Here is a 24,108-nt window from a genome sequence, read left to right as displayed (position 1 = left end):
TCGCATGCCCGCCTGGAGGATCTGCCATGTCGGCATTGCACACACTGACCGCAGGCGGCTTCAGCATCGGCGTGGAGCTGCCCCTGGACAACGACTGGTCGCCGGCGGGCCAGGTGGCGCGCCAGCGCGACGGACGCCTGCCGGGTGAACCGGATCTGTCGGAGCACCGCGCGCTGGCCCAGCTGGCGGATCGCGCCGGCTTTCGCGCGCTGTGGGTGCGCGACGTGCCGCTGTACGATCCGCACTTCGGCGACGCCGCGCAGGTCTTCGAGGCCTTCTCCTATCTCGGCTACCTGGCCGGCATCACCGAGCGCATCCTGCTCGGCACGGCGGCCATCGTGCTGCCGCTGCGAGACCCGCATCTGACGCTGAAGTCCGCGACGACGATCGACCAACTGAGCAACGGCCGGCTGCTGCTCGGCGTGGCCAGCGGCGATCGGCCCGTGGAGTATCCGATCTTCGGCCGCGACTTCGACAAGCGCGGAGAACACTTCCGCGAGCACGTGGCGCTGCTGCGCGACGGCGCCGCGGGCCTGCCGAACGGCATCGCGTTATTGCCGCGCGCCACCGGTCCGCTGCCCTTGCTGGTCGCCGGTCTCGCGCAGCAGACGCCGAGCTGGGCAGGACAGCATATGGACGGCTGGCTGGCCTATCCCGGGACGCCGCAGGACCATGTCCGCCGCAGCGCGCGATGGCGCGAGGTTGCCGGCGACAAGCCGTACATCAGCTTCATCCATCTGGATCTGCTGGCCGACCCGGATGCCCCGATGCAGCGGCACCGCTTTGGCGGTGCGGTCGGCCGCCATGGCCTGATCGAGGAGCTGCACGCGATGCGCGAGGCCGGCGTCCACCATGTCGGCCTGCATTTCCGGCGCAACCAGCGGCCGGTACGGGACGCGATGGAGGAAATTGCCGCCTACGTGCTGCCGCATTTCCATGCGGACGCCGAGCGGCCGGTCACCGACGCAAAGGCGGCATGACGCGACCGCGGCCGGGCCGTGCAAGCCCGCTCAGGCAATCTCGGCCAGCCGCGCGCCCGCGGCCAGGAACGTCCCGGCGTCCGCCTGCCACACGACACGTCCGTCGCGATGCGCGTGGACCTGCATCTCCATCTTCATCGCTTCCATCACGGCGATCAGATCGCCTTCCTTGACCTCGTCGCCGAGCGCGACCTTCCACGCCTGCACCGTGCCGGCGATGGGCGATGGCAGTTCAGCGGGGTTGCTCGCGGACACCTGGGCCCCCGCGGTACCTTCGGCAGCGGAGCCGGCCGGCGCGTCTGCCAGACCGCGCAGCAGTTGGGCTGGCAAGCCCAGCACCATGCGGCGGCCGTCGACCTCGATAGCCGTGCGCAGCAGGCCGTCGTCCTGCTGCGGTTCGGCACGTGCCGCCGCGGCCAGCGGCTCGGCGAAGTCCGACTCGATCCAGCGCGTATGGACGTTGAAGCCGTCGCTGCCGACGAAATCGGCATGATCGATCACGGCGCGATGGAACGGCAGCACCGATGCCACGCCCTCGATGCGGAATTCGCGCAGCGCGCGGCGGGCACGCGCCAGCGCCTGTTCGCGCGTGGCACCGGTCACGATCAGCTTGGCCATCAGCGAATCGAAGGTCCCCGGCACCACCGAGCCGGCCTGCACGCCGGAATCGACGCGCACGCCCGGGCCGGACGGCGCGTCGAAGCGCCGCACCGGCCCAGGCGTGGGCAGGAAGCCGCGGCCCACGTCCTCGGCATTGATGCGGAACTCGATCGCATGGCCGAGCGGCGCGGGCGTTGCGGTGATCGACAGCGGCAGGCCATCGGCCACGCGCAATTGCTCGACCACCAGGTCGACGCCAGTGGTCTGTTCGGTCACCGGGTGTTCGACCTGCAGCCGCGTGTTGACCTCGAGGAACGAGATCGCGCCGCTGGTGCTGAGCAGGAATTCCACCGTACCGGCGCTCGTGTATTCCGCGGCCGCGCAGATGTCGCGCGCCGCGGCGTGGATGCGCTCGCGTTGCTCATCGCTGAGGAACGGCGCGGGAGCCTCCTCAACCAGCTTCTGGTTCCGGCGCTGCAGCGAGCAGTCGCGCGTGCCGAGCACGACCACATTGCCATGCCGATCGGCGAGGACCTGCGCCTCGATATGGCGCGGCCTGTCGAGGAACTGCTCGACGAAACACTCGCCGCGGCCGAAGGCGGTGACCGCCTCGCGCACCGCTGAGGCATAGAGTTCCTCGACCTCGTCCATGCGCCAGGCGATCTTCATGCCGCGGCCACCGCCGCCGAACGCCGCCTTGATGATGATCGGCAGGCCGTGCTGCTCGGCAAACGCCAGCACCTCGTTGGCGTCGGCGACCGGTTCGGGCGTGCCGGCGACCAGCGGTGCGCCGACGCGCAGCGCGATCTTGCGCGCTTCGACCTTGTCGCCGAGCCGCCCGATCGTGGCCGGCGACGGGCCGATCCAGGTCAGGCCGGCATCGATGACGGCCTGCGCGAAGGCCTCGCTTTCCGACAGGAAGCCGTAGCCGGGATGCACGGCATCGGCGCCGCTGCGGCGCGCGATGTCCAGCAGCTTGGCGATGTTCAGATAGGTATCGGCGGGACGGTCGCCGTCGAGGCCGTAAGCCTCGTCGGCCAGGCGCGCGTGCATCGCGTCGATATCGGCGTTGGCATACACCGCCACCGAGCCGACACCGTAGTCGGCGCAGGCGCGAATGATGCGGACGGCAATCTCGCCACGGTTGGCAATCAGGACTTTCTTCATCGCGAGTTTCGGTAAAAGGCGCCGGCTCAGTCGGCGGATGGTGGCAGTTCCTGGAACGGGCCGATCGGGTTGAAGCGCAGCCAGGCGCCGACCGGAATCTGACCGGCACGGTCCAGATGGTGAGGCGCCACGGCGCCGATCACCGGATAGCCGCCGGTCAGCGGATGGTCGGCCAGGAACAGGATCGGCTGCCCGCTGGGCGGCACCTGCAGCGCGCCCAGGGCGGTGCCTTCGCTGGGCAGTTCGCCGGTGATGGCGCGCTCGAGCGGCACCTCGCCGGCCAGCCGCAGGCCGACGCGGTTGGACTGCGGCGTGACCTGCCAACGCTGCGCGGCCAGCCGCGCGACGGACTCGGGGGTGAACCAGTCGGTGCGCGGGCCCAGCACGATGTCGAGCACCACGTCGTGTTCGACCGTCGGCAGATCGGCCGCGGGCTCTTCCGGCATGCCGACCACGGCGCCCGGCGCCGCGGGCAGGACACCCAGCAGATCGCCGACGGCTAACGGCGCGGGACCGATGCCGGCCAACGTGTCGGTCGCGCAGCTGCCAAGCACCGGCGCCATGGCAAAGCCACCACGTACCGCCACATAACAGCGGGCGCCGGCGACCGGCTGGCCGACGCTCAACGTGTCGCCATCGGCCAGGGCCACGGCCTGATGCGTCGGCACCCGCCACTGGCGGCCATCGGCCGCCCGCACGGTCAGCGGCGCATCGGCACCGGTCACGGCCAGCACGGTCTCGCCCTGGCTCTGCAGCTGCATGCCGCCGCCGACGGTTTCCAGCGTGGCGACGTCGCTGCGATTGCCGACCAGACGGTTGGCCATCCTCAGTGCGGTCTGGTCCAATGCGCCCGAGGCCGACACGCCCTGCCCGGCCTGGCCGGGGCGGCCGAGGTCCTGGAATACGGTCTGCAATCCGGTGCCCTTGACCTTCAGCGCCGCGGCGCGAGCGCATTCGCGTTGCGAGCCCTGCAAGCCCTCCGGGCCCTGCGCCCCTGAAGCGGGTGCGGGGTCGTGCAGGGACGTCATGCGGCTCTGCGCGGCATCGTCCAGCGTCGCGATATCGACAAAGCGCACCCGATATCCGGGCTGCAGCAGCGCGGGCGGCTCTCGATCAAGATTCCACATCGCCACCGGCGTGGTGCCGATGATCTGCCAGCCGCCGGGACTGGCCTTCGGGTAGACGCCGCTGAAGGTCCCGGCCAGACCCACGGCCCCGGCCGGAATCCACGTGCGCGGCGTATGGCGGCGCGGCACGTCCAGCGACGGATGGCCGCCGCTCAGGTAGGCGAAGCCCGGCGCGAAGCCGGTGAACGCGACCGTGTATTCGCTGCCGGTATGGCGGCGCACGACCTCGTCGGTGGTGATGCCAAGCCGCTGCGCGACCTCGGCCAGGTCCTCGCCGTCATAGCGGACCGGGATCTCGATCAGCGTACGGCTGCGCTCGACGCGCCGCGACAGGTCGCGCGCGGCGATCGCGCGGACCAGCACGGCGGCGTTGGTGGCCCAGGGGCGGTAGTGCACAAGGATCGTGCGCGCGGCCGGCACCAGCTCGGCCACGCCTTGCAACGGATCGCGCTGCAGCGAGGCCAGCAGCGCCAGCGTCTGCTCCAGGCCGGCCAGCTCGACCAGCAGCGCATTCGTGGAAACGGGCAGGAAACGCAAGATGATCTCCGGATGCGATCCGCGCTCAGGCGAACGCGGACACCTTCACGCCATCGCGTTCCAGCGCCTCGCGCACGGCGCGTGCCATCTCCAGCGCGCCCTCGCTGTCGCCATGCACGCAGATCGACTGCGCCTCGACGCGCGCCACGCTGCCGTCGATGGCGACCACCGTGCCTTCCCGCACCAGGCGCAACATCCGCTGTGCGACCTCGCCGGCATCGTGCAGCACCGCGCCCGGTTCCCGGCGGGAGACCAACGTGCCCTGCGGCGTATAGGCGCGATCGGCGAAGGCCTCCGCGACGACGCGCAGGCCGGCATCGCGCGCCCAGCCCACCAGCGGCGAGCCGGCCAGCGCGACCAGCACCAGTTCGGGGTCGACCGCGCGGATGGCTGCGATCACGTCGCGCGCCTGGCGCTCGTCGCTGGCGATGGTGTTGTACAGCGCGCCATGCGGCTTGACGTAGCGCACCGTCGTGCCGACCGTCGCCGCCATGCCGGCCAGCGCGCCGATCTGATAGATGACGTCGGCAATCAGGTCCTCGCTCGCCACGTCCATGTTGCGGCGGCCGAAGCCCTGCAGGTCGGGATACGAGACATGCGCGCCCACCGCGACACCGCGCGCCGCGGCGGCCTTCAGCGTGCGCAGGATGCCGGCCGGATCGCCGGCGTGGAAGCCGCAGGCCACGTTGGCGCTGCTGACGATGTCGAGCATCGCCGCATCGCTGCCCATGCGCCAGGCGCCGAAGCTCTCGCCGAGATCGCTGTTCAGATCGATTTGCATGGCGTCGGACCTCAATGCGCGGGCTCGGCTTCGCCGACCAGTTCGCGCCCTTGGGTCTCGGGCAGCAGCAGGCAGGCGAGCACGACCAGTCCATAGGCGCCGGCCGCGAGATAGCCGATCGCGACACCGAGCGACATCGTGGCCCCCATATGTCCGATCAGCGCCGGGAACACGGAGCCGACCGCACGCCCGAAGTTGTAGCAGAAGCCCTGTCCGGAACCGCGGATATGGCTCGGATAGAGCTCCGTCAGGTAAGCACCCATGCCGGAGAAGATGCCCGACAGGAAGAAGCCCAGCGGAAAGCCCAGCACCAGCATCGCCGCATCGGTAATCGGCAACTGCGTGTAGCAGATCACCAGGATGGCCGCGCTGACCGCGAACAGCATGAAGCACCGGCGGCGGCCCAGGTGGTCGGACAGCCAGGCGCTGGTCAGGTAACCGGCGAAGGAGCCGGCGATCAGCACCATCAGGTAGCCGCTGGTGTTCAGCACCGACAGGTTGCGCTCCATCTTCAGGTAAGTCGGCAGCCAGGTCGTCACCGAGTAGTAGGCGCCCTGCATGCCGGTGGCCAGCAGGCTCGCCAGCACGGTCACGCGCAGCACGCCCGGCTTGAAGATCAGCATGAAGTTGTTGCTCTGCCCGGTGGCGGCGAGCTTCGCCTTGGTCTCGCGATACACCTCGGGCTCGCTGATATTGCGGCGGATATAGAGGATGAAGACCGCCGGCAGCACGCCGATCCAGAACAGCACGCGCCAGGCGTATTGCTGCTCGAAGACCGCGTAGACCGCCCAGAAGGCGATGGCCGACAGGCCCCAGCCGACGGCCCAGCTGCTCTGCACCAGGCCGACGGCCTTGCCGCGATGGCGGGCGCGGATCATCTCGGCGATCAGCACCGAGCCGACCGACCATTCGCCGCCAAAGCCCAGGCCCTGCAGCATCCGCGTCACGAACAGCTGCTCGGACGACTGGGTGAAGCCGCTGAGGAAGGTGAAGAAGCTGAACCACAGCACGGTCAGCTGCAGCACGCGCACGCGGCCGTACCTGTCGGCCAGGATGCCGGCCAGCCAGCCGCCGATCGCCGAACTGATCAGCGCGCCGGTCGCGATATAGCCGGCCTCGGCCTTGGTCATGCCCCACACCAGGATGAAGGTGGGGATCATGAACGTGTAGATCATGTAGTCGAAGGCATCGACCCCATAGCCGACGAAGGCGGCAAAGAGCGTCTTGCGCTCTGCCTGCGTTGTTTCTTTAAGCCACATGGTTGCGCTCACTTGGGATAACGGCGAAACGTGGGATGCTCGTCGCGCTGTCTTCACGACCCTGCTGCGACGGCGTCGAGGCAGTGAGCGGACCATCGAAACAGCCGCCCCTCCACCGCAGCGCTGTTTAGCAAGGCACGTGCCATGTTGATATATATGCACGTATTACTCAACCACCGTGGCTAGATTGTTCAACAATCATCCGACAGGATCGATTCTGGTATACACCTAGCCGCACCCAGGCCAGCGGCGCAGCACCAATCAGGGGCATTTTGTTGAACAAAGGTGGGGTAACATCGCGCGAAATCCCGGCAGGCGTGCGGCGGGGTGCGGGCGCGCCTGCCGCGCCTCCCGATTCCCCAGCCGGACGACCGGTCCCTTGCAGCCAACATGACAACCAGTTCCGACGTAAAAAACCTGGCCGAGCGGGTCACCGAGCAGATTCGCCAGCGCATCCTGCATGGCGACTTCGCGCCGGGGCAGCGGCTGTCCGAGGCCGCGCTGAGCGAAAGCCTGCAGATCTCCCGCAACACGCTGCGCGAGACGTTCCGCGTGCTGACCAAGGAAGGCCTGCTCAAGCACGAGCCCAACCGCGGCGTCGCGGTGGCCATTCCGAGCATCGCGGCGATCATCGACATCTACCGGGTTCGCCGCCTGATCGAATGCCAGGCGATCGCGCAGGCCTACCCCAGCCATCCGGCGCGCAAGCACATGCGGCAAGCGGTCGAAACGGGGTTGCAATGCCGCGACCGCGGCGACTGGCAGGGGGCAGGCACCGCCAACATGGAGTTCCACATGGCCATCGTGGAACTGGCCGACAGCGAACGGCTGAACGTGATGTTCTCCCACCTGCTGGCGGAGCTGCGGCTGGCGTTCGGCATGCTGCAAGATCCGGAATTCCTGCACGGCCCTTACGTCGAGATGAACCAGCAGATCCTGCAGCTGTTCGAGTCGGGCAAGCTTGCCGAGTGCGCGACGGCGCTGAACGACTATCTGGTGCAGTCCGAGCGCATCGTGCTGTCGGCCTGCGCCCGGCATCCGATCTTCAAGGGGCGCTGAAGGTGCGCCGATGGCGCAGCCGCGCCGCTACATCACGCGCCCGAACCACCACAGCGACAGCAGCGCCGCCCCGGCGGCCAGCACCGCACCGAGCGCGGCGAACAGCGCGGTGATTTCCGCCTGCTCGGTCTTGCCGAGCGTCAGCTTCGCGTTGATCGCGCGATAGACCTGCTTCAGCCTGGCGGCATCCTCGAGCCGGAAGTATTCGGCCCCGGTGATATTGGCGACCTCCTTCAGTACCGCCTCGTCCAGCTTGACGCGTGCCGACCAGCCGTCGGCGGACAGTACGACGCCCTGGGTCGTGCCCACGCCCACGGTAAAGACGCGCACGCCGTAGGTGGCCGCCAGCTCGGCGGCCTGCACCGCGGTCGGGCCGGCGTTGCTTTCGCCATCGGAGAACACGACGATCGCACCGGCCGCATAGGACCCCGGACCAGCGGGGGCCTCGGGGTCGGCGGAATTCGCTGCCCCCTGCGCCCCTGCCTGCGGCCCTCCGTGCGCAGGACCCGGCGCGCCGAACGGGCTGCCCGGTGGGCCGCCCTTTTTCAGCGGCGAGGCGTCGCCCTCCAGCAGGCGCGCGGCATCCTCGGTCGCCTGCGGGCGCAGCGCCGTCAGCGCGATCAGCAGCCCGTTGCCCAGCGCGGTGCCGCCCTGCGGCTGCAGGCGGTCGATCGCCGTGGCCACGTCCTGCTTCCTGCGGCTCGGCGCCTGGGCGACGGCCGATGTCCCCGCCATCGCGACAAGGCCAACGCTGACGCCCGCAGGCTTGGCCTCCAGCAGCCCTTTGGCGGCGTGCTGAGCGGCGCGCAACCGGTTCGGCTGAACGTCCTTCGCGCGCATGCTGCCCGACAGGTCGATGATCAGCATCACAGTCTCGATGCGGGACGGCAGCACCATCAGCGCATGCGGGCGGGAGATCGCAACGATCAATGCCGTCAGCGCAAGCAGGATCAGCACCGGGGACACGTGCCGGCGCCAGCCCGCGACACTGCGGTTGGCGAAGCCGACCGTCTTCAGCGCCGGATAGTGGACCGCCGTTCGCCGCCGGCGCGCGTCCAGCCACAGGTAGGCCAGGGCCAGCAATGGAATCAGCGCGAGCAACCACAGCATCCTGGGCCACAGGAAGCTGATGGCGGGCAGCCGGCTGATCGCGTCGCTTACGCCGTCCATGCGGCCCCCTGCTTCACTGCTGCCTTCGATGCGCCCTTCACCGTCCCCTTCGCCGTGCCCTTCGCCGTGCCCTGCCGGTGACGGCGCTGCCGCGAAAAGTCCAGCAGCGCCAGGTCCAGGCGCGCGTCGGTCGACAGCGTCAGGCAATCGACGCCGGCGCGTGCGAACCCCAGCCGCAGTTCTTCCTCGCGCGCCTGCGCGGCCGCCAGGAAGCGCTTGCGAAAGGCCGGATCATGCGTATCGACGAACATCTGCTCGCCGGTCTCGGCGTCCTGCAGCACCAGCAAACCCAGGTCGGGCAAGGCTTGCTCCAGTGGATCGACCAGCCGCACCGCAATGACCTCATGACGCCTGGCCAGCATCGCCAGCGAAGCCTGCCAGCCCGGGTCGCTGATGAAATCCGAGACGACGAACAGAACCGAACGGCGCCGGGCCACCGCCCGCGCATGGTCGAGCAGGCCGCGCAGCCGGGTGTGGCCGGGCGAGGCGGCGGGCGTCGCATGCATGCGGTCGAGCAGATGCAGCAGCTGCCGGCGACCGGCGCGCGCCGGCACCACCGACGCCGTCATGTCGGCCGCGCCGTTGTAGAGCACGGCGCCGACGCGGTTGCCATAGCGCGTCAGCAGCAGCGCCATCACGGTGGTGAAGTCGCTCAGCAGATCGCGCTTGCGGACCTCGCCCGAGCCGAACTCGACGGAGCCGCTCAGATCGAGCAGAAACCAGACCGCGATCTCGCGATCCTCCTGGAACATGCGCACATGCGGCGTCTGCAGCCGCGCGGTCACGTTCCAGTCGATGTGGCGGACGTCGTCGCCGGCCTGGTACTCGCGCAGGTCGGCCAGGTCCAGTCCGAAGCCGCGAAACAGCGTCCGGTAGTCGCCCTGCAGCATGCCGTCGAGGCGCCGCACGACGGTCCACTCCATCCGGCGCAGCAAGGCGTCGGTACGGCTGGCGGCGACCCCGCGCGGCGCGCCCCGCGTGGTGGCCTTGTCGGAGGCGGGGTCCGGGCCGGACCGGCGCCTAGCGCGCAGCCGCCCGAACATGGGATTCCAGCGGACGCTCGGGCACCGGCATCGCCTGCACGATGCGGCCGATCAACGCATCGGCGGTGACGCCGTCGGACATGGCCTCGTAGGACAGCGACAGCCGGTGGCGCAACACGTCCGGCACCAGGTCGATGACATCTTCCGGCACCGCATAGTGCCGGCCGCGCAGCAGCGCCAGCGCACGCGCGCCTTCGATCAGGCCGATGGTCGCGCGCGGACTGGCACCGAAGGTCACGTAGCGGTCCAGATCGCCGAGCCCGTAGCTGGCCGGCCGGCGCGTGGCCGACACCACGCGCACCGCGTACTGGATCAGTCCCGGATCAACATAGACGTTGCGGCATTCCTGCTGCAGCTCGGCCAGCTGCTCGGGCGTGGCGACCGGGCTTACGTCGATCCGCGGACCGGTGACGCGATTGACGATCACAACCTCCTCGTCCTCGCTCGGATAGCCGACCAGCACCTTCATCATGAAGCGGTCGACCTGCGCCTCCGGCAGCGGATAGGTGCCCTCGGTCTCGATCGGGTTCTGCGTAGCCATGACCAGGAAGGGCATCGGCACCCGGTGGGTCTCGCCGGCGATGGTCACCTGCTTTTCCTGCATCACCTCGAGCAGGGCGCTCTGCACCTTGGCCGGCGCGCGGTTGATCTCGTCGGCCAGCAGCAGGTTGGCGAAGACCGGCCCGCGCACCGTGGAGAACTCGCCGGTGCCCTGGTGATACATCCGCGTGCCGACCAGATCGGCGGGCAGCAAGTCCGGGGTGAACTGGATCCGCTTGAACGTTCCCCGCATGGTTCTGGCCAGCGTGTTGACGGTCAGCGTCTTCGCCAGCCCGGGCACGCCCTCCACCAGCAGATGGCCGCCGGCAAGAATCGCCACCAGCACCCGTTCGAGAAAGTGGTCCTGTCCCACCACCACGCGCTTGACCTCGTACAGCAGGCGTTCCATCAGGTTGGCGGTCTCGATGGCGTCCCGGGCTTGGTCGTTCATGGGCCTGTCGCTCCGATCTGGAAGGTCTGGATGGCTAGAAGGGCGAAGCGCCGACGGAACCGCCCGCGCTTTCGATCGTGATGGCAAAACCGATGCCGAGGAAATTGCCGCTCTGGTTGGGATTGAGGATGGCGGTAACGATGCCGACCACCTCGCCCTTCATGTTGACCAGCGGCCCGCCCGAGTTGCCTGGATTGGCGGCGGCGTCGAACTGGATCAGCTTGTCCAGCTGCTGCTTCTCGTCGGGAGATACGAACTGGCGGTCGAGCCCCGACACCACGCCGGCCGTCACCGACGGGCCGATGCCGAACGGAAAGCCGACCGCGACCACTTCGCTGCCCGGCGCCAGTTCGCGGCTGGAGCCGAGCGTCGCCGGCGGCAGGTCGTCGGGAATCGATCTGGGCTGCAGGATCGCCAGGTCCTTTTCCGGCACGGCCTGCAGCACGGTGGCCTCGGCCGTATGCCCGTCGTGGAAGCGGACCTCGACGCGGCGGGCGCCGGCCACCACGTGGAAGTTGGTCAGGATGACGCCGCTTTCGGTGACGACCACGCCCGTGCCGATGTGCCGGCCGTCGGGCAAGGCTTCCGGCCCGCCCTTTTCTGCGTGGGGGCCGGGGGTGGCGGGCGTGCCCGGTGATTTGCCCCTGGCGGTTTCGTCGCGGGGCGGGCGTCTGGAAGGGGCGGAGGATTCGGGCGGCTTGGCGGACCGATCGCGCCCCCCCTTGTCCGCGCGCGATTTTTCCGCGGGCGCTTCGGCGGCGGGATAGCTGCGGACCTCGACGACTGACTGGCGGATCGCCTCGGCGGCGCGCGCGGCGCGCGACGGCAGATCCTTGTTGTGCAGCGTGTGGAGCACCGCGGAATCGATGTCGGACTGCGTCAACGTCCGCTGTTTCGGCTGCAGCAGCCAGGCGGAACCAACGCCCGCTGCGAAGACGAGTGCGATCGCCGCCAAGGCTGTTCCGTAGATCGTCACCCGTTTCATCGCTGCCTCGAGTTCACGCATCGGAAACTACAGTACCATCGTTCTTAACCACGCGCCAAGGAGCAGGGCATGCAGTTTCTCTGGCCTCAAATGCTCTGGCTGCTGCTCGTGCTTCCGGTGCTGGCAGCGGCTTACTTCTACGTGCTTGCCCGGCGCAGAAAGGCCGCCCTGCTGTACGCCAGTCTCGCGCTGCCGCGCGCGGCGCTCGGTCCGAGGCAATGGCTTCGGCGCCACCTCCCTCCCCTGCTCTTCCTGCTGTCGCTCGGTACCGCGTTGCTCGCCTGCGCGCGTCCCAGCGCGACCATCACGCTGCCGGCCGACACCATCACGCTGGTGCTCGCGATGGACGTCTCGCGCAGTATGGAGGCGACCGACGTCGCGCCAACCCGCCTGAGCGCGGCCCAGCAGGCAGCCACCAATCTCGTCACCGGGCTGCCCGCCAACGTCCGGCTCGGCATCGTGTCGTTCGCGGCGACGGCCTCGGTGGTGCTGAGCCCGACCGACAACCGGCAGGACATGCTCGAGGCGATCGAGCGCTTCCAGCTCCAGCGCGGCACTGCGACCGGAAGCGGCCTGATCGAAGCGCTTGCCGTGCTGTTCCCGGACGATGGCATCGACCTGGAGTCCGTGCTGTTCGGCAGCGCATCCGAGCTGATGGAGAGCCAGGGCCGATCGCTGGACGAATCGGCGGCCGCCGAGGCCGCCCGCCATCGCGACAAGCGCGCCAGGCGCGGCGAGCGGCCGGCGGCGGAGCCCGGCTCCTATCGGCACGGCGCGGTGATATTGCTCAGCGATGGCCGCCGCACCACCGGCCCCGATCCGGTCATCGCGGCCCGCATGGCCGCCGAGCGCGGCGTGCGCGTCTATACGGTCGGCTTCGGCTCGCAGGATGGCGGGGCCGCCAGCGGTTCGACCATGTCTTACTACATGCAGCTCGACGAACCGGCCTTGCGGGCGGTGGCAAAGCTCACCGGCGGCGAATACTTCCACGCGGGCTCCGAGGCCGACCTGAGCCAGGTCTATCGCCAGCTCAGCACGCGGTTTGCGCTGGAGCGCAGGGAGACCGAGATCGGCGCGCTGTTTGCCGGGGGCGCGGTGCTGCTGCTGGTGGCGGCGAGCGTGCTGTCGGTGCTGTGGTTCCGGCGCTGAAGCCTGGGTCGTGTAGACGAAATGGTAAGACTCGGGACCTTTTGTGGATGAATTGGTAAAGGGAGTAGAGAAATTGGTAAGTTGGCACGGCACCGTCCCATCAGGTCTTGTCAAGCCCGATACCTTCGAGGGCACGACGCCCCATAGATGAAACGGTAAGTCCGAGGGCAAAAAATAGATATTCTGGTAAGTCGAGTAGAAGGTTTGGTAAGCTGCCGCGAGCAAACCGCCCAAAGTTGCATCGCAAAATATGGCACTTACATCACTCGGTTACATGGCGCTGGTCCAGAAGTTCGATCTGCGCGTGCCGCCGCTACGCTCGACGTACGAGCTGGCCGACAAGACAGGCGTGTTGACTCGGCACACTGGCCCCGATGGCACCACTCGTGTGATTTACCCGCGAAACAGGTACCGCGGCGGCGACTCGATCGTCGATCACCTTCTCTTTGCGCTGAAGAAGGAACAGTTGGACCTGACTGTCCTGTCGGCACTGTTCGAGCACCCGGAGGCCATCGAGGCCGTGCAGGAATGGCTCCGAGCCGCGCCCACGTCGCGCTATGCCCGATTGAGCGGTTTCTACGCCAAATGGTTGGCTGGAGCCCAGTTCGACTACAACGTGCCTTCCGGCGCGCCCCGCATTCCGGCGCTCGACGAACGCGCGTATATCACCGGCCCCGTCAAGAACGATACCCAGTTCGGCGTCCAGAACAACCATCTCGGACCGCCTGCATTCTGTCCGGTGGTGCGACGCACCGACGAACTCGCGGCCTGGATCGCGTCTGACCTGCCAGACAAGGTCGCCGCGGCGATTGAGCGCCTTGAGCCAGAGGTGCTGGCCCGGGCCGTCGACTATCTGTATCTCGCCGAAACCCGTTCGACATACTCGATCGAGAGAGAGGTGCCCGATAACCAGCGCGTGGCGAAATTCCGTCGATTGCTTCAGTTTGCCGGCGCACCTGGACCTTTGACCGAGGACCAGCTATGCGAATGGCAAAACGAAATCATCTCGGGCCCGCGTAGCGAGTATTCGTATCGCGACAGGCAAAACTGGCTTTCGCGCGGTGGCCGCATGCGGAATATGGCGGACTATATTCCTCCGAATCCCGAGCAACTTGACGCAATGATGGAAGGCATTTCGCAGGTGGCCAGCCTGATTCAGACAGGGACTGTCCATCCCATCGTTGTGGCTGCCTGCGCATCTTTCGGCTTCGTGTTCGCTCACCCCTTCTACGATGGCAATGGGCGTCTGCACCGCTTCCTGATCCATCACCTGCTCCGGCAGGCCGGGGTCACCCCGGAAGGCGTCGTCCTGCCCATATCTGCACGCATGCTCAAGGAGATCGACACCTATGCCGGCTTGCTGAAGGCGTACTCGGCACCGCGCACCGCACTGCTCAATTACGCATTGGACGCCGACAGCGACACGATTCTGATCAAGTCGCCTCAACCGTATTGGCTGTATGCGTCGTTCGACGCGACTGCGTTGTGCGAGTTTGTGTTCAGGTGTATCGAGCAATGCGTCGAGCACGATCTGGCGCAGGAAATCCAATACCTGCGAGCCTACGACGCCAGTCTAGAGCGCATAGAAGGCTGGCTTGATCTGCCACAGTCGCGGCTTTCCAACCTGATCGATCTCATCGTGCAGAACCACGGAGAATTGTCGAAGCGAAAGCGCAAGCTGTTCGAAGACCTGACCCACGATGAAGTCGAACGGATAGAAAGCATCGTCCGGGACGAGTTCGACGAATACCTCAACACCTTCGGGCAGTCAGGCTGATACGCACCATCCCCGTCGGCCATGCGGCCACGGCGCTCCCCGCTAAGCCGCCAGCCGATACTCGAAGAACGGCCGTTCGCGGTCGTCCAGGATCGCGTACAGCGCGGCCAGATTGGCAGGGTCCGGGTTGAGCCACGCGTCGACGTGCTGCGGCTTGATCGGAATGACGCAACGGTCGTGGCCGGCCGCGGCGACTTCGGGCGGCGGCTCGTCGGTGATCGCCGCGAACGAATAGAGGTCCGGTTCGCCGGCCTCGCCCTTGTGTCGCGACCACAGGCAGGCGATCAGCAGATCCTGCGGCGGATCGGGACGGAACTCCAGCACGACGCTCTGCTCCTTCTCGTCCGGACCGAGTTCGCGGTGCTCGAGCCGATGCCGGGCCACGTGTTCATGAAAGGCGCGGATCGGCAGGATGCCGTGGCGGTAGCCGAACAGTTGGCGCCATGCCGTCTCGAGATTGTCGCGGCGTGCGTTGTACGTCCCGGGCTTTTTTCTTTCCATCGACACGTCCCAGCCGGGCAGTCGGCAGCGGTAGCGCATCGGCACGATCGTGCGCTGGCCGTCCACCTCGATCATCACCGGCGCGTAATAGCCCGGGAAGATCATCGCGTCCTCCGGGGCGGGCGTGGCGCGTTGCAGGTCGGCCAGGTTCTGCTGCAGCCGGGCGATCTTGTCGGCGGCGATGCGCTGCTCGTTCTCCGCCTTGCGGGTCGGCCGCCCGGCAAGCGCGCGCTCGGCCTCCGCCAGGCGCGCCCGCTGGCGGAACAGCTCCGCTTCGAGCGCATTGGCCTGTTCGCGGTCGCCGGCGGCGATCAGCGCGGCCAGCTCGCGCTCTTCGGGGTCGCCCTCCTCGCCTCCCCCGCCGCCCTGCGCGAACGCGACGCGCATCGCCTTGGGCAGCTTCTGCCACTCCTGGTCCTTGCGCTTTTGCCAGAACAGTTCGAAGAACTGGCGAAGGCTCATCACCGCGCCGTACTGGCGCGTGAACTTCCTGAAGTCGGCCTTGATCTGCGCGGCGTAGCACATCGGACTCTCCCTTTGGCGCTCACGAGTACACCATCGTCGCAGCCATCGCAGGGAGCGGACATCGGTATTGAGCCGAGGCAGCTCGATCCCGCCTATAATACTGTACATTCATACAGTATGGTTTCCCGATGGAACTGCTCACCAAGCTGGAGATCCTGGCGGACGCGGCCAAATACGACGCCTCCTGCGCCAGCAGCGGCGCGCCGAAACGGGATTCGCTCGGCAAGGGCGGGCTGGGCGCCAGTACCGGGGCCGGCATCTGCCACAGCTTCACGCCCGATGGGCGCTGTGTTTCGCTGCTCAAGATCCTGCTGACCAACTTCTGCCAGTACGACTGCCAGTACTGCGTCAACCGGCGCTCGAGCAACGTCCCGCGGGCCCGCTTTTCGCCGCGCGAGGTCGTCGATCTGACGCTGGACTTCTACCGGCGCAACTATATCGACGGCCTCTTCCTCAGCTCCGGCATCATCCGCAGCGCCGACTACACGATGGAGCAGCTGGTCCAGGTGGCGCGCTCGCTGCGCGAGGAACACCAGTTCCGCGGCTATATCCACCTGAAGACGATTCCGGACGCCGATCCCCGGCTGATCACGCAGGCGGGCCAGTATGCGGACCGGCTCAGCGTCAACATCGAGCTGCCCACCGACGGCGGCCTGCAGCGGCTGGCGCCGGAGAAGAATGCGCATACGATCAAACGCGCCATGGGGTCGATCCGGCTCGCCCAGGAAGAGGCGGAGAGCGACAAGTCCGCGCCGGGCCGCGCGCCGGCCGGCCAAAGCACGCAGATGATCGTCGGCGCGGACGAGGCCGATGACCGCACGATCCTGCAGACCGCGCAGACGCTTTATGGCGCCTACAAGCTGAAGCGCGTGTATTACTCGGCGTTCAGCCCGATTCCCGACAGTCCCTCCGGCCTTCCCGCGCAGGCGCCGCCGCTGCTGCGCGAGCATCGTCTGTATCAGGCGGACTTCCTGATGCGCGGCTACGGCTTTCAGGCCGAGGAGCTGTTCCAGTCCGCCGGCGACCTCCCGCTCGACATCGACCCGAAGCTGGCCTGGGCGCTGGCGCATCGCGAGTCGTTTCCGGTCGACCTGAACCGTGCGCCGCAGGCCTTGATCGCACGCGTGCCCGGCATCGGCATGCGCAATGCGAAGCGGCTGGTGGAGCTGCGCCGCTCGCGCGCGATCCGTTATCAGGACCTGGTGCGGTTGCGCTGCGCGATGGACAAGATCAAACCGTTCATCGTGGTGCAGGACTACCGGCCGGCGCAGGCGGACCGGCCGTCGGAGCAGTTGCGGCGGGCGCTGGCCGCGCCGCCCGTGCAGCTGGCGCTGCTATGAGCCGCGCCAGCTCGCCGGTACTGGAAGTCGACGGCGGCTACGCGGGCTGGCGTGCGCAGGCCTTGCGCGCGCTGGCGGCCGGCTGGCCCCCGGAGGCCGTCACCTGGGCGGAACGGGGTTCGGCAGCCTGCACCGGGACGGCACAGCTGATGCTGCTCGACGCCGGCCCGGCGCCGATGCCCGGTGATGACCCGCCATCCGCGGAGTGCCAGCAGGCCGTCGGCGCCGCCCCGATGGTCCGTGTATCGAAGGCGTTGGCCGCCCTGCTGCAGCAAGCCGCGCGCTACCGCTCGCCGCAACGCTGGGCCTTCCTCTATCGGGTGCTGTGGCGATGGTGCCAGGGCGATCGCGCGGTGGCCTCGCCCGCCGACGAAGACGGCGCGCGGCTGCACGCGATGGCCAAGTCGGTGCGGCGCGCCCACCACGACATGATTGCCTACGTGCGGTTTCATCGGCGCAGCAATGGCGGGAGCCCGGAATACCTGGCCTGGTACGAGCCCGAGCATGACGTGCTGGCCGACGCCGCCGACCACTTCGCGCGCCGCATGGGCGGTTCGTCGTGGTGGATCGGCACGCCGCAGGGCGCGGCGCTGTGGGACGGGCATACGCTGCAGTTGTCCGAGACACCGGCCAGCGGGGTGGCCGGTGCGGTGGCCGGCATCGATGTCGACGCGCTGCGCGCAGGCGCCACCGCCGACGACATCGAGCCGCTGTGGCTGGCCTATTACCGCAGCATTTTCAATCCGGCCCGCCTGAACGAAGCCGCGCTCGAGCAGCACATGCCGGTGCGTTTCTGGAAGGGGCTGCCGGAGGGCCGCCTGATACCGGCGATGATCGCCGACGCCCGCAACGGCGCCCGCCGCGTCGCACAGGCTGGCGCGGTCGGCACGATGAGGGGCAAGCCGGTCGCGGTGAATCCCGAGGACGCGCAGCCGCTGCGCCCGGCGCCCTCTTCGCTGGACCAATGCCGCCGCTGCGAGCTGTGGCGCCATGCGACCCAGGCCGTGCCGGGCCACGGTCCGCAGACGGCCCGCATCATGCTGGTCGGCGAACAACCGGGCGATCAGGAAGATCTCGCCGGGCGCGCCTTCGTCGGGCCGGCGGGCAAGGTGCTGGACGAGGCGATGCGCCGGGCCGGCGTGCCGCCCGATTCGGTTTACGTGACCAATGCGGTCAAGCATTTCAAGTGGATCGCCCGGGGCAAGCGGCGCCTGCACAAGACGCCGGCGCAGCGCGAGGTCGAGGCCTGCGCCCATTGGCTTGACGAGGAACGGGCGCGGGTACGGCCCTCGGTCATCGTCACGTTGGGCGCGACCGCGCTCGGCGCGATGCTGGGCCCCAAGGCCAGTCTGCGCGACCACCTGAACGCGCCGGTGCGGCTCGGCGACGCCTGGCTGGTCGCCACCTGGCACCCGTCCTATGCGTTGCGGGTCGATGACGCCGGCAAGCGCGAGGACATCGTCTCGGCGATCGCCCAGGCCATCGCGAAAGGCCGCGAACTCGCCGCCGCCGCGGTTACTCCGCCATCGCCGCCATCGCCGCCGTCGCCTTCTCCCGCAGGAAGGCGATGAGGGTCGTCACGGCCCGCGTCTGGTAGCGGGCCGGCATATACAGCAGATACATCGTGGTCCGCAGGAAGGCCAGGTCCCGCGGCGGCAGCGGCAGGCGAACCAGCGTCCCGGCCGCCAGATCCGTGGCCACCATGTATTGCGGCACCAGGCCGACGCCGATCCCCTGCAGGATCGCGTCGCGCAAAAAGAAGAAGTTGGCCGACATCAGCCGGGGGCGGATATGCGGCCGGGCGCCGGCGGTTCCGCCCAGTCCGGCCAGTTGCAGCCGCTCGCCGGTCAGCTCCGAGGTGATCAGCGGCAGGTCGCGGAACTGCGCGAGCGAGCCCGGCATGCCGACCTCGCGGGCCAGCTCCGGCGTCGCGCAGGCGACATACTCGATGTCCCCCAGGCTGTGCGCCACCGCATTGGTCGGCGTCTCGCCCATCACGCGGATCGAAAAGTCGACCGCGCCCTTGATCAGGTCCTCGATGTCGTTGTCGAAGATCACGTTCAGCGTGATGGCCGGATACTTCCGCATGAACTCGATGAACCAGGCTGACATCGTGTGCTGGCCGAAGCCGCTCGGCACGGCGAGTCGCACCGTGCCGCTGAGCCGCTTGCCCAGGCTCTGTACGGATTCCCGCGCCGCCAACAGCTCGCGCCGGATCGCGCGGCCGTGTTCGTAGAGTTGGCGGCCCAGCTCGGTGGGCTCGAGCTGGCGGGTACTGCGCCTGAGCAGTTCCGCGCCCAGCTGCCGCTCGAAATGGTTCAGGCGCTTGCTGACGTTCGCCCGGCTCATCCCCAGTTGCCGGGCGGCCCGGCTCAGGTTGCCGGCGTCGATGATATCGACCAGCAGAGACAGCGCGCTCAAATCCATTGTCAACTCCGAGGTGTCAGGTATGGTGATTACCCGTTGCAATTGTCAAACTTTATCAACATATAGACAATCTGCGCTGACCAAGAACACCGGATCGTCCGCGGGGAGGGGACGCTGACCATGCATCATGAAAACAATGCCGCATCGCTGCCGCTGGCCGGCGTGCGGGTACTGGACCTGTCGCGCGTGCTGGCGGGGCCGATGTGCGCGATGGCGCTGGCCGACCTCGGCGCCGACGTCATCAAGGTCGAACACCCGGCCCGCGGCGATGACACCCGCGACTGGGGCCTGCGCATCGGCACGCGCAATACCTCGTACTTCAACAGCGCCAACCGCAACAAGCGCTCGATCACGCTGGACCTGCAAAGCGAAGCGGGCTTGAAGCTGGCCCGCGAGCTGGCCGCGCGCAGCGACGTCGTGATCCAGAACTTCAAGGTCGGCGGCGCGGAAAAGCTGGGCCTGGGCTACGAACAACTGGCCGAGCGCAATCCCCGGCTGGTGTACTGCTCGATCTCCGGCTACGCCCGCTTCACGCCCGAGGCCGAACGGCCAGGCTACGACCTGGTCGTGCAGGGAGAGGCCGGCGTGATGGCCACCAACGGCGAAGCCGGCCAGGGACCGCTGAAGTTCGGCGTGGCCGCGGTCGACATGTTCACCGGCATGTATTCGGCGCAGGCGATCCTCGCCGCGCTGTATGCGCGCCAGTCGAGCGGACGCGGACGCCATGTGCAGATGGCCCTGTACGACTGCGGCCTGATGATTACCTCGTACTACGGCATGGAGGCCCTGCTGCAGGGCGGGGATCCGGCCAAGTTCGGCAATGCGCATCCGTCGATCGTGCCTTATGGCGTGTTCGATGCCGCCGATGGCCCGCTGGTGATCACCGTCGGCAACAACGGCCAATTCCAGCGGTTCTGTCGCGACGTGATCGGCCGGCCCGAATGGGCCGAGGACGAGCGCTTCGCCACCAACACCGCGCGCTCGCGGCATCGCGATACGCTGCTGCCGCAGCTGCGCGAGGCGCTGCGGCAATTCACGCGGGCCGAACTGCTGCAGCGCCTGACCGCCGCGCAGATCCCCTGCGGCGAGGTGCTCGGCATGTTCGACGCGCTGCAGTCCGAGCGCACCGCCCAGGCCGGCCTGCTGCATCGCTACGAGGACAGCGAGGCGGGTACCCAGTCGGTGCTGGCGCCGCCGTACGCCATCGACGGCCGGCGCATGCCGGTGCGGATGCCGCCGCCGCACATGGGCGAACACACCGAGCAGGTATTCAAGGAACTGCTGCAGCTCGACGACGGCGCCATCGCGGATCTGCGATCGCGCGGCGTCATCTGACGATCGAAATTCCCAATCGACGCTCTCAATAGACGGAGACAACAACATGACCAAGCTGACCCTCAGCCGCCGCCAGATGCTCAAGGCCGGGGCCGCCGCCTCGATGGCCGCGATGATGCCCGCCGCGCTCGCGCGCAACGGCTGGCCGGACAAGATCATCAAGATGGTGGTGGCCTTCCCCGCCGGCGGCCCGACCGACACCGCCGCGCGCATCGTCGCGCAGAAGCTGTCCGAACGGCTGGGGCAGCAGGTCATCATCGAGAACAAGCCCGGCGCGTCGGGCTCGATCGGCACTGCCAGCTTCATCAAGAGCGCGCCCGATGGCTACAACCTGTCGATGTTCGGCATGCCGGCGCTGCTGGCCCCGCTGATGTACAACAACAGCGCGTACGACGTGAAGAAGGACTTCCAGTCGGTTGCGACCGTCTACGTGCTGCCGATGGCCATCGTCATCAACCCGAACGTGGTACCGGGCGTGGAGACGCTGGCGGACCTGATCCGCTTTGCCAAGGCCAGCAAGACGCCGCTGAACTACACCAGTTCGGGCACCGGCAGCTTCGGCCATCTGGCGATGGAGCAACTGAAGGACCTGGGCGGCTTCGACATGATGCACGTGCCCTACCGCGGCAGCGCGCCGGCCGTCGCCGATCTGCTCGGCGGCCAGGTCGGCACCATGTTTGCCGACGTCGTGGCCGCGCTGCCGCATATCCGGGCCGGCAAGCTCAAGGCGATCGCCCTGAGCTCGCCCAATGCCAAGGTGCTGCTGCCCGGCGTGAAGACGGTATCCGAGCAGGGCTTCCGCGGCTTCGACTTCGATTCTTGGGGCGGCCTGATCGCGCCGCTCAATACGCCGCAAGCGATCGTCGACCGCATCGCCAGCGAAACGCGCGAGATCCTGTCCAACGACAAGGAACTGCAGCAGAAGCTGGTGACGGCCGGCGCCATTGCGTCGTTCCAGGACGGCAAGCAGATGCAGGCGCGGCTGAACAAGGACTACGACCGCTGGAGCGCCATCGTCAAGGCGAAGGGCATCAGCGCGACGTAATCGAGGCCCCTGCCCGGCGCCGGATGGCTTCGCGCTGATAGAATCGCTCCGAACTCGCTATCCGGACTTGCTGTCCGAACCGTAAATGGGCTTTGAAAAACTCGCCGCACTGAAAGCCGAACTCGCCAGGCAACGGGAGGGCTCGCGCCGTCCCGCCGAACGACGATCCGACGCACGCCGCCCCGCCAAGGAGGCGACGGCCCCTCAGGGCAAGGCCAAGTCGCAAGACGAGGGACAACATCGTCAGGGCAAGGCACCGGCACGCGACAAGGCGGTACATGGCGGCACCAAGCCTGGTGGCGTTGGCACCGGCGCCGGCAAGCCGCAGCGCAAGGCACGCCGGGAGCCGGCAGCCGCCCGGCGCACCGAAGAGCCGGTCGATCCGACCGTGCGCAACATCTGGAAGCTGCAGAAGCAGTTCCCGCTCGCGTTCCCCAAGGCGCCGGCCGCCAAGCTGCCGTTGAAGATCGGCATCTACGACGATCTGCTGCCGCATGCCGCGGCATTGCAGATGACCGAGCAGGAGCTGCGCGACGCCCTGAAGCAATGGTGCCGCGGCAGCCGCTACTGGGCGTGCCTGGCCGAAGGCGCGCCGCGGATCGACCTGGCCGGCGCGGAAGCGGGCCAGGTGTCGGCGCGCGATGCCGCTCGCGCGCGGCATCTGGAGCAGTTGCGCAGCCGGCGCGCGAAGCCATCTTCCCCGGCACCTGCCCAGGCTTCGCCAGCGGACGCCACGGAAGGCACGCCACCTGTCGCGGACGGCGAGCGGACAGACCCTGCCTGACCGCGACGGTCGCTGTCTCGCACGGATGTTTGCCGCAGCCACCGCTGTTCATTACCTGGATTCACCCCGCAGCTGAGCGCCGCAAACATTCCCCCCGGTTCACCGTCAATCCCGGAACCGCTCATGCGGCCGGCAGCGGAAACGCCAGCTCCAGCACCGTCAGCCCCGGCCGGCTCGAAACCGTGGCCCGCCCGTCGTGCAGCCGCATGATCGAATCGACGATGGCCAGGCCCAGGCCGGTCGACTGCGCCGAATTGCTGCGCGCCGGATCGCCGCGGTAGAAGCGGCCGAAGATATGCGCCAGCCGTTCGGGCGGGATGCCGGCGCCGCCGTTGGCGACGCGGATGCGGGTCGCTTCGCGCTCGGCGCTGACGATGACCGAGACCCGGCTGCCCTGCGGCGCATGGCGCAGCGCGTTGTCCAGCAGATTGGTCAGCGCGCGGCGCAGCAGGGTCTGGTCCGCGCGCACCGGCGCATGCCCTTGCAGCGACAGCGAGATCGCGCGCTCGGCGGCCACCGCCTCGAAGTACTCCGCCACGGCCTCGACCTCGGCGCGCGCATCGAGCGTGCGCGGCGCCAGCGCGACCTGCGCGTGATCGGCACGGGCGAGGAACAGCATGTTCTCGATCATGCGGGACAGGCGGTCGTACTCTTCGAGGTTCGATTCGAGCAGCGCCTCGTATTCTTCGACATTGCGCGCCTGGGCCAGCGTGACTTCGGTCTGCCCGATCAGATTGCTCAGCGGCGTGCGGAAATCGTGCGCCAGGTCGGCGGAGAACTCGGACAGCCGCGAGAAGCTGTCCTGCAATCTGGCCAGCATGCCGTTGAAGGCGTCCGCCAGCTCGCGCAACTCGCTCGGCGCGGTGCCCGCATCGAGCCGCGTCGCCAGCCGGCTCGTCGTGACGGCCGACGCTTCCTCCGCCATCCTGCGCAGGCCGCGCAGTCCGCGGCGCGCCAGCAGATAGCCGAGCGCGGCGGCGGCACCGCTCGCGCAGACCGTCGCCCAGAACACATGGAACTGGTAGTCGCGCATCAGCACCGCGCGATAGCCCGCGTCACGCAGCACGACGATCTCCACGGTCTCGTCGCTGTCGCCGAGCCGGCCGAGCGCGGCGATCGCGCGCGACGGCACGCCATTGCGCGGATACCAGGTCTGCAGCATCGAAGGTTCGGGATGCACGTCGGCTGGCACGGCCGTCAGCGGCGGCACCACCTCGTGGCGAGGATTCAGTGTCACCAGCGGTTCGCCCTGGCGGCTACGGACCAGCAGGATCAGGCCCTCGTGGCCGAGCGCGATATCGGCAAACCGGTGCGTCCCCTCGCGCACGGCCCGCTCCGAGTCCACCTCCGACAACAGATGGCGGACCAGCACCACCTCGCCGACGAGCTCGGCCTCGTCCCGTTCCTGCAGCTGGGTCGACAGCGCTGAGGCGAGATAGGTGCCCATCGCCGCCATGATCGCGGCGGCCAGCGCGCCGAAGGCCAGCGCCATCCGCGCCGTCAGCGATTGCGGAAGCAGGCGCATG

20 protein-coding genes are annotated in these 24,108 nt (G+C 68.2%); 9 read left to right on the top strand and 11 right to left on the bottom strand.

From position 1 onward, the window contains the following. Window positions 1-26: 26 nt before the first annotated feature. On the top strand, window positions 27-980 hold the full coding sequence (locus FOB47_RS05590; protein WP_174780232.1) for a TIGR03571 family LLM class oxidoreductase: 954 nt from the start codon (window positions 27-29) through the stop codon (window positions 978-980). Window positions 981-1,010: 30 nt separating this feature from the next. Here FOB47_RS05590 and FOB47_RS05585 read toward each other — a convergent pair whose 3' ends face one another. The 4 genes from FOB47_RS05585 to FOB47_RS05570 are packed head-to-tail and all read right to left on the bottom strand — an operon-like array spanning window position 1,011 to window position 6,451. Continuing rightward, window positions 1,011-2,747 carry an acetyl/propionyl/methylcrotonyl-CoA carboxylase subunit alpha gene (locus FOB47_RS05585; protein WP_174780231.1) on the bottom strand — a complete coding sequence of 579 codons (1,737 nt, stop codon included), beginning with the start codon at window positions 2,745-2,747 and terminating at the stop codon, window positions 1,011-1,013. 26 nt (window positions 2,748-2,773) lie between these two features. Further along, window positions 2,774-4,411: a 5-oxoprolinase subunit PxpB gene (gene pxpB / locus FOB47_RS05580; protein ID WP_174780230.1), complete on the bottom strand. Its 1,638-nt coding sequence runs from the start codon at window positions 4,409-4,411 to the stop codon at window positions 2,774-2,776. Window positions 4,412-4,436: 25 nt separating this feature from the next. Beyond that, on the bottom strand, window positions 4,437-5,192 hold the full coding sequence (locus FOB47_RS05575; RefSeq protein WP_174780229.1) for a LamB/YcsF family protein: 756 nt from the start codon (window positions 5,190-5,192) through the stop codon (window positions 4,437-4,439). An 11-nt stretch (window positions 5,193-5,203) separates the two neighbouring features. Beyond that, window positions 5,204-6,451, bottom strand: coding sequence for an MFS transporter (locus FOB47_RS05570; protein ID WP_006578163.1), 1,248 nt, complete (start codon window positions 6,449-6,451; stop codon window positions 5,204-5,206). A gap of 390 nt (window positions 6,452-6,841) precedes the next feature. On the opposite strand from FOB47_RS05570, the gene FOB47_RS05565 reads away from it, so the two are divergent. After that, window positions 6,842-7,510 carry a GntR family transcriptional regulator gene (locus tag FOB47_RS05565; RefSeq protein WP_006578164.1) on the top strand — a complete coding sequence of 223 codons (669 nt, stop codon included), beginning with the start codon at window positions 6,842-6,844 and terminating at the stop codon, window positions 7,508-7,510. A gap of 27 nt (window positions 7,511-7,537) precedes the next feature. Here the strand turns inward: FOB47_RS05565 and FOB47_RS05560 are convergent, their stop codons facing one another. The 4 genes from FOB47_RS05560 to FOB47_RS05545 are packed head-to-tail and all read right to left on the bottom strand — an operon-like array spanning window position 7,538 to window position 11,720. Next, window positions 7,538-8,680 (bottom strand): vWA domain-containing protein, encoded by a 1,143-nt coding sequence (locus tag FOB47_RS05560; protein ID WP_174780228.1) that lies wholly within the window; start codon window positions 8,678-8,680, stop codon window positions 7,538-7,540. After that, window positions 8,668-9,723 (bottom strand): DUF58 domain-containing protein, encoded by a 1,056-nt coding sequence (locus tag FOB47_RS05555; RefSeq protein WP_174780227.1) that lies wholly within the window; start codon window positions 9,721-9,723, stop codon window positions 8,668-8,670. Before FOB47_RS05555 ends, FOB47_RS05560 begins: the two co-directional genes overlap by 13 nt. Next, window positions 9,701-10,714, bottom strand: coding sequence for an AAA family ATPase (locus tag FOB47_RS05550; RefSeq protein WP_174780226.1), 1,014 nt, complete (start codon window positions 10,712-10,714; stop codon window positions 9,701-9,703). Before FOB47_RS05550 ends, FOB47_RS05555 begins: the two co-directional genes overlap by 23 nt. Before the next feature lie 34 nt (window positions 10,715-10,748). After that, on the bottom strand, window positions 10,749-11,720 hold the full coding sequence (locus FOB47_RS05545) for a S1C family serine protease (protein ID WP_244959157.1): 972 nt from the start codon (window positions 11,718-11,720) through the stop codon (window positions 10,749-10,751). 48 nt (window positions 11,721-11,768) lie between these two features. Here FOB47_RS05545 and FOB47_RS05540 point away from each other — a divergent pair, with 48 nt between their 5' ends. Together FOB47_RS05540 and FOB47_RS05535 are read left to right on the top strand one after the other, a co-directional pair. Beyond that, window positions 11,769-12,848, top strand: a complete 1,080-nt coding sequence (locus tag FOB47_RS05540) for a VWA domain-containing protein (RefSeq protein WP_174780225.1) — start codon at window positions 11,769-11,771, stop codon at window positions 12,846-12,848. Between the two features lie 250 nt (window positions 12,849-13,098). Then, window positions 13,099-14,625 carry a Fic family protein gene (locus FOB47_RS05535; RefSeq protein ID WP_174780224.1) on the top strand — a complete coding sequence of 509 codons (1,527 nt, stop codon included), beginning with the start codon at window positions 13,099-13,101 and terminating at the stop codon, window positions 14,623-14,625. Between the two features lie 42 nt (window positions 14,626-14,667). Here FOB47_RS05535 and FOB47_RS05530 read toward each other — a convergent pair whose 3' ends face one another. Further along, on the bottom strand, window positions 14,668-15,651 hold the full coding sequence (locus FOB47_RS05530; protein WP_174780223.1) for an SOS response-associated peptidase family protein: 984 nt from the start codon (window positions 15,649-15,651) through the stop codon (window positions 14,668-14,670). Between the two features lie 128 nt (window positions 15,652-15,779). Between FOB47_RS05530 and FOB47_RS05525 the strand changes: the two genes are divergently transcribed. Together FOB47_RS05525 and FOB47_RS05520 are read left to right on the top strand one after the other, a co-directional pair. Continuing rightward, window positions 15,780-16,991, top strand: coding sequence for a putative DNA modification/repair radical SAM protein (locus FOB47_RS05525; RefSeq protein ID WP_006576090.1), 1,212 nt, complete (start codon window positions 15,780-15,782; stop codon window positions 16,989-16,991). After that, window positions 16,988-18,562: a UdgX family uracil-DNA binding protein gene (locus FOB47_RS05520; protein ID WP_174780222.1), complete on the top strand. Its 1,575-nt coding sequence runs from the start codon at window positions 16,988-16,990 to the stop codon at window positions 18,560-18,562. The genes FOB47_RS05525 and FOB47_RS05520 overlap by 4 nt, the downstream gene beginning before the upstream one ends. On the opposite strand, the gene FOB47_RS05515 is transcribed toward FOB47_RS05520, so the two are convergent. Beyond that, window positions 18,507-19,418 carry a LysR family transcriptional regulator gene (locus FOB47_RS05515; RefSeq protein WP_174780221.1) on the bottom strand — a complete coding sequence of 304 codons (912 nt, stop codon included), beginning with the start codon at window positions 19,416-19,418 and terminating at the stop codon, window positions 18,507-18,509. The two genes, FOB47_RS05520 and FOB47_RS05515, sit on opposite strands and share 56 nt — an antisense overlap. Before the next feature lie 120 nt (window positions 19,419-19,538). Here FOB47_RS05515 and FOB47_RS05510 point away from each other — a divergent pair, with 120 nt between their 5' ends. From FOB47_RS05510 to FOB47_RS05500, 3 genes are all read left to right on the top strand, one after another. Next, window positions 19,539-20,753, top strand: coding sequence for a CaiB/BaiF CoA transferase family protein (locus FOB47_RS05510; protein WP_174780220.1), 1,215 nt, complete (start codon window positions 19,539-19,541; stop codon window positions 20,751-20,753). Window positions 20,754-20,799: 46 nt separating this feature from the next. Then, window positions 20,800-21,798: a tripartite tricarboxylate transporter substrate binding protein gene (locus tag FOB47_RS05505; protein WP_174780219.1), complete on the top strand. Its 999-nt coding sequence runs from the start codon at window positions 20,800-20,802 to the stop codon at window positions 21,796-21,798. 85 nt (window positions 21,799-21,883) lie between these two features. Beyond that, entirely contained in the window at window positions 21,884-22,582 is a 699-nt protein-coding gene (locus FOB47_RS05500) for a ProQ/FinO family protein (RefSeq protein WP_064575238.1), read from the top strand. Window positions 22,583-22,703: 121 nt separating this feature from the next. Here the strand turns inward: FOB47_RS05500 and FOB47_RS05495 are convergent, their stop codons facing one another. Continuing rightward, window positions 22,704-24,107 carry a heavy metal sensor histidine kinase gene (locus FOB47_RS05495; protein ID WP_174780895.1) on the bottom strand — a complete coding sequence of 468 codons (1,404 nt, stop codon included), beginning with the start codon at window positions 24,105-24,107 and terminating at the stop codon, window positions 22,704-22,706. Window position 24,108: the final 1 nt, after the last annotated feature.

Origin of the sequence: Cupriavidus gilardii, assembly GCF_013347325.1 — a bacterium.
Lineage (GTDB): Bacteria > Pseudomonadota > Gammaproteobacteria > Burkholderiales > Burkholderiaceae > Cupriavidus > Cupriavidus gilardii.
This window is presented reverse-complemented; position numbering and strand designations above follow the sequence as displayed.

Excerpts from the sequence above, each read along its gene's own strand:
- FOB47_RS05585 (WP_174780231.1), bottom strand. The coding sequence starts at position 2,747 with ATGAAGAAAGTCCTGATTGCCAACCGTGGCGAGATTGCCGTCCGCATC.
- FOB47_RS05495 (WP_174780895.1), bottom strand. The coding sequence starts at position 24,107 with ATGCGCCTGCTTCCGCAATCGCTGACGGCGCGGATGGCGCTGGCCTTC.
- FOB47_RS05570 (WP_006578163.1), bottom strand. The coding sequence starts at position 6,451 with ATGTGGCTTAAAGAAACAACGCAGGCAGAGCGCAAGACGCTCTTTGCC.
- FOB47_RS05550 (WP_174780226.1), bottom strand. The coding sequence starts at position 10,714 with ATGAACGACCAAGCCCGGGACGCCATCGAGACCGCCAACCTGATGGAA.
- FOB47_RS05545 (WP_244959157.1), bottom strand. The coding sequence starts at position 11,720 with ATGCGTGAACTCGAGGCAGCGATGAAACGGGTGACGATCTACGGAACA.
- FOB47_RS05535 (WP_174780224.1), top strand. The coding sequence starts at position 13,099 with ATGGCACTTACATCACTCGGTTACATGGCGCTGGTCCAGAAGTTCGAT.
- FOB47_RS05515 (WP_174780221.1), bottom strand. The coding sequence starts at position 19,418 with ATGGATTTGAGCGCGCTGTCTCTGCTGGTCGATATCATCGACGCCGGC.
- FOB47_RS05565 (WP_006578164.1), top strand. The coding sequence starts at position 6,842 with ATGACAACCAGTTCCGACGTAAAAAACCTGGCCGAGCGGGTCACCGAG.
- FOB47_RS05555 (WP_174780227.1), bottom strand. The coding sequence starts at position 9,723 with ATGTTCGGGCGGCTGCGCGCTAGGCGCCGGTCCGGCCCGGACCCCGCC.
- FOB47_RS05575 (WP_174780229.1), bottom strand. The coding sequence starts at position 5,192 with ATGCAAATCGATCTGAACAGCGATCTCGGCGAGAGCTTCGGCGCCTGG.
- FOB47_RS05500 (WP_064575238.1), top strand. The coding sequence starts at position 21,884 with ATGGGCTTTGAAAAACTCGCCGCACTGAAAGCCGAACTCGCCAGGCAA.
- FOB47_RS05520 (WP_174780222.1), top strand. The coding sequence starts at position 16,988 with ATGAGCCGCGCCAGCTCGCCGGTACTGGAAGTCGACGGCGGCTACGCG.
- FOB47_RS05525 (WP_006576090.1), top strand. The coding sequence starts at position 15,780 with ATGGAACTGCTCACCAAGCTGGAGATCCTGGCGGACGCGGCCAAATAC.
- FOB47_RS05510 (WP_174780220.1), top strand. The coding sequence starts at position 19,539 with ATGCATCATGAAAACAATGCCGCATCGCTGCCGCTGGCCGGCGTGCGG.
- FOB47_RS05505 (WP_174780219.1), top strand. The coding sequence starts at position 20,800 with ATGACCAAGCTGACCCTCAGCCGCCGCCAGATGCTCAAGGCCGGGGCC.
- FOB47_RS05530 (WP_174780223.1), bottom strand. The coding sequence starts at position 15,651 with ATGTGCTACGCCGCGCAGATCAAGGCCGACTTCAGGAAGTTCACGCGC.
- FOB47_RS05540 (WP_174780225.1), top strand. The coding sequence starts at position 11,769 with ATGCAGTTTCTCTGGCCTCAAATGCTCTGGCTGCTGCTCGTGCTTCCG.
- FOB47_RS05560 (WP_174780228.1), bottom strand. The coding sequence starts at position 8,680 with ATGGACGGCGTAAGCGACGCGATCAGCCGGCTGCCCGCCATCAGCTTC.
- FOB47_RS05590 (WP_174780232.1), top strand. The coding sequence starts at position 27 with ATGTCGGCATTGCACACACTGACCGCAGGCGGCTTCAGCATCGGCGTG.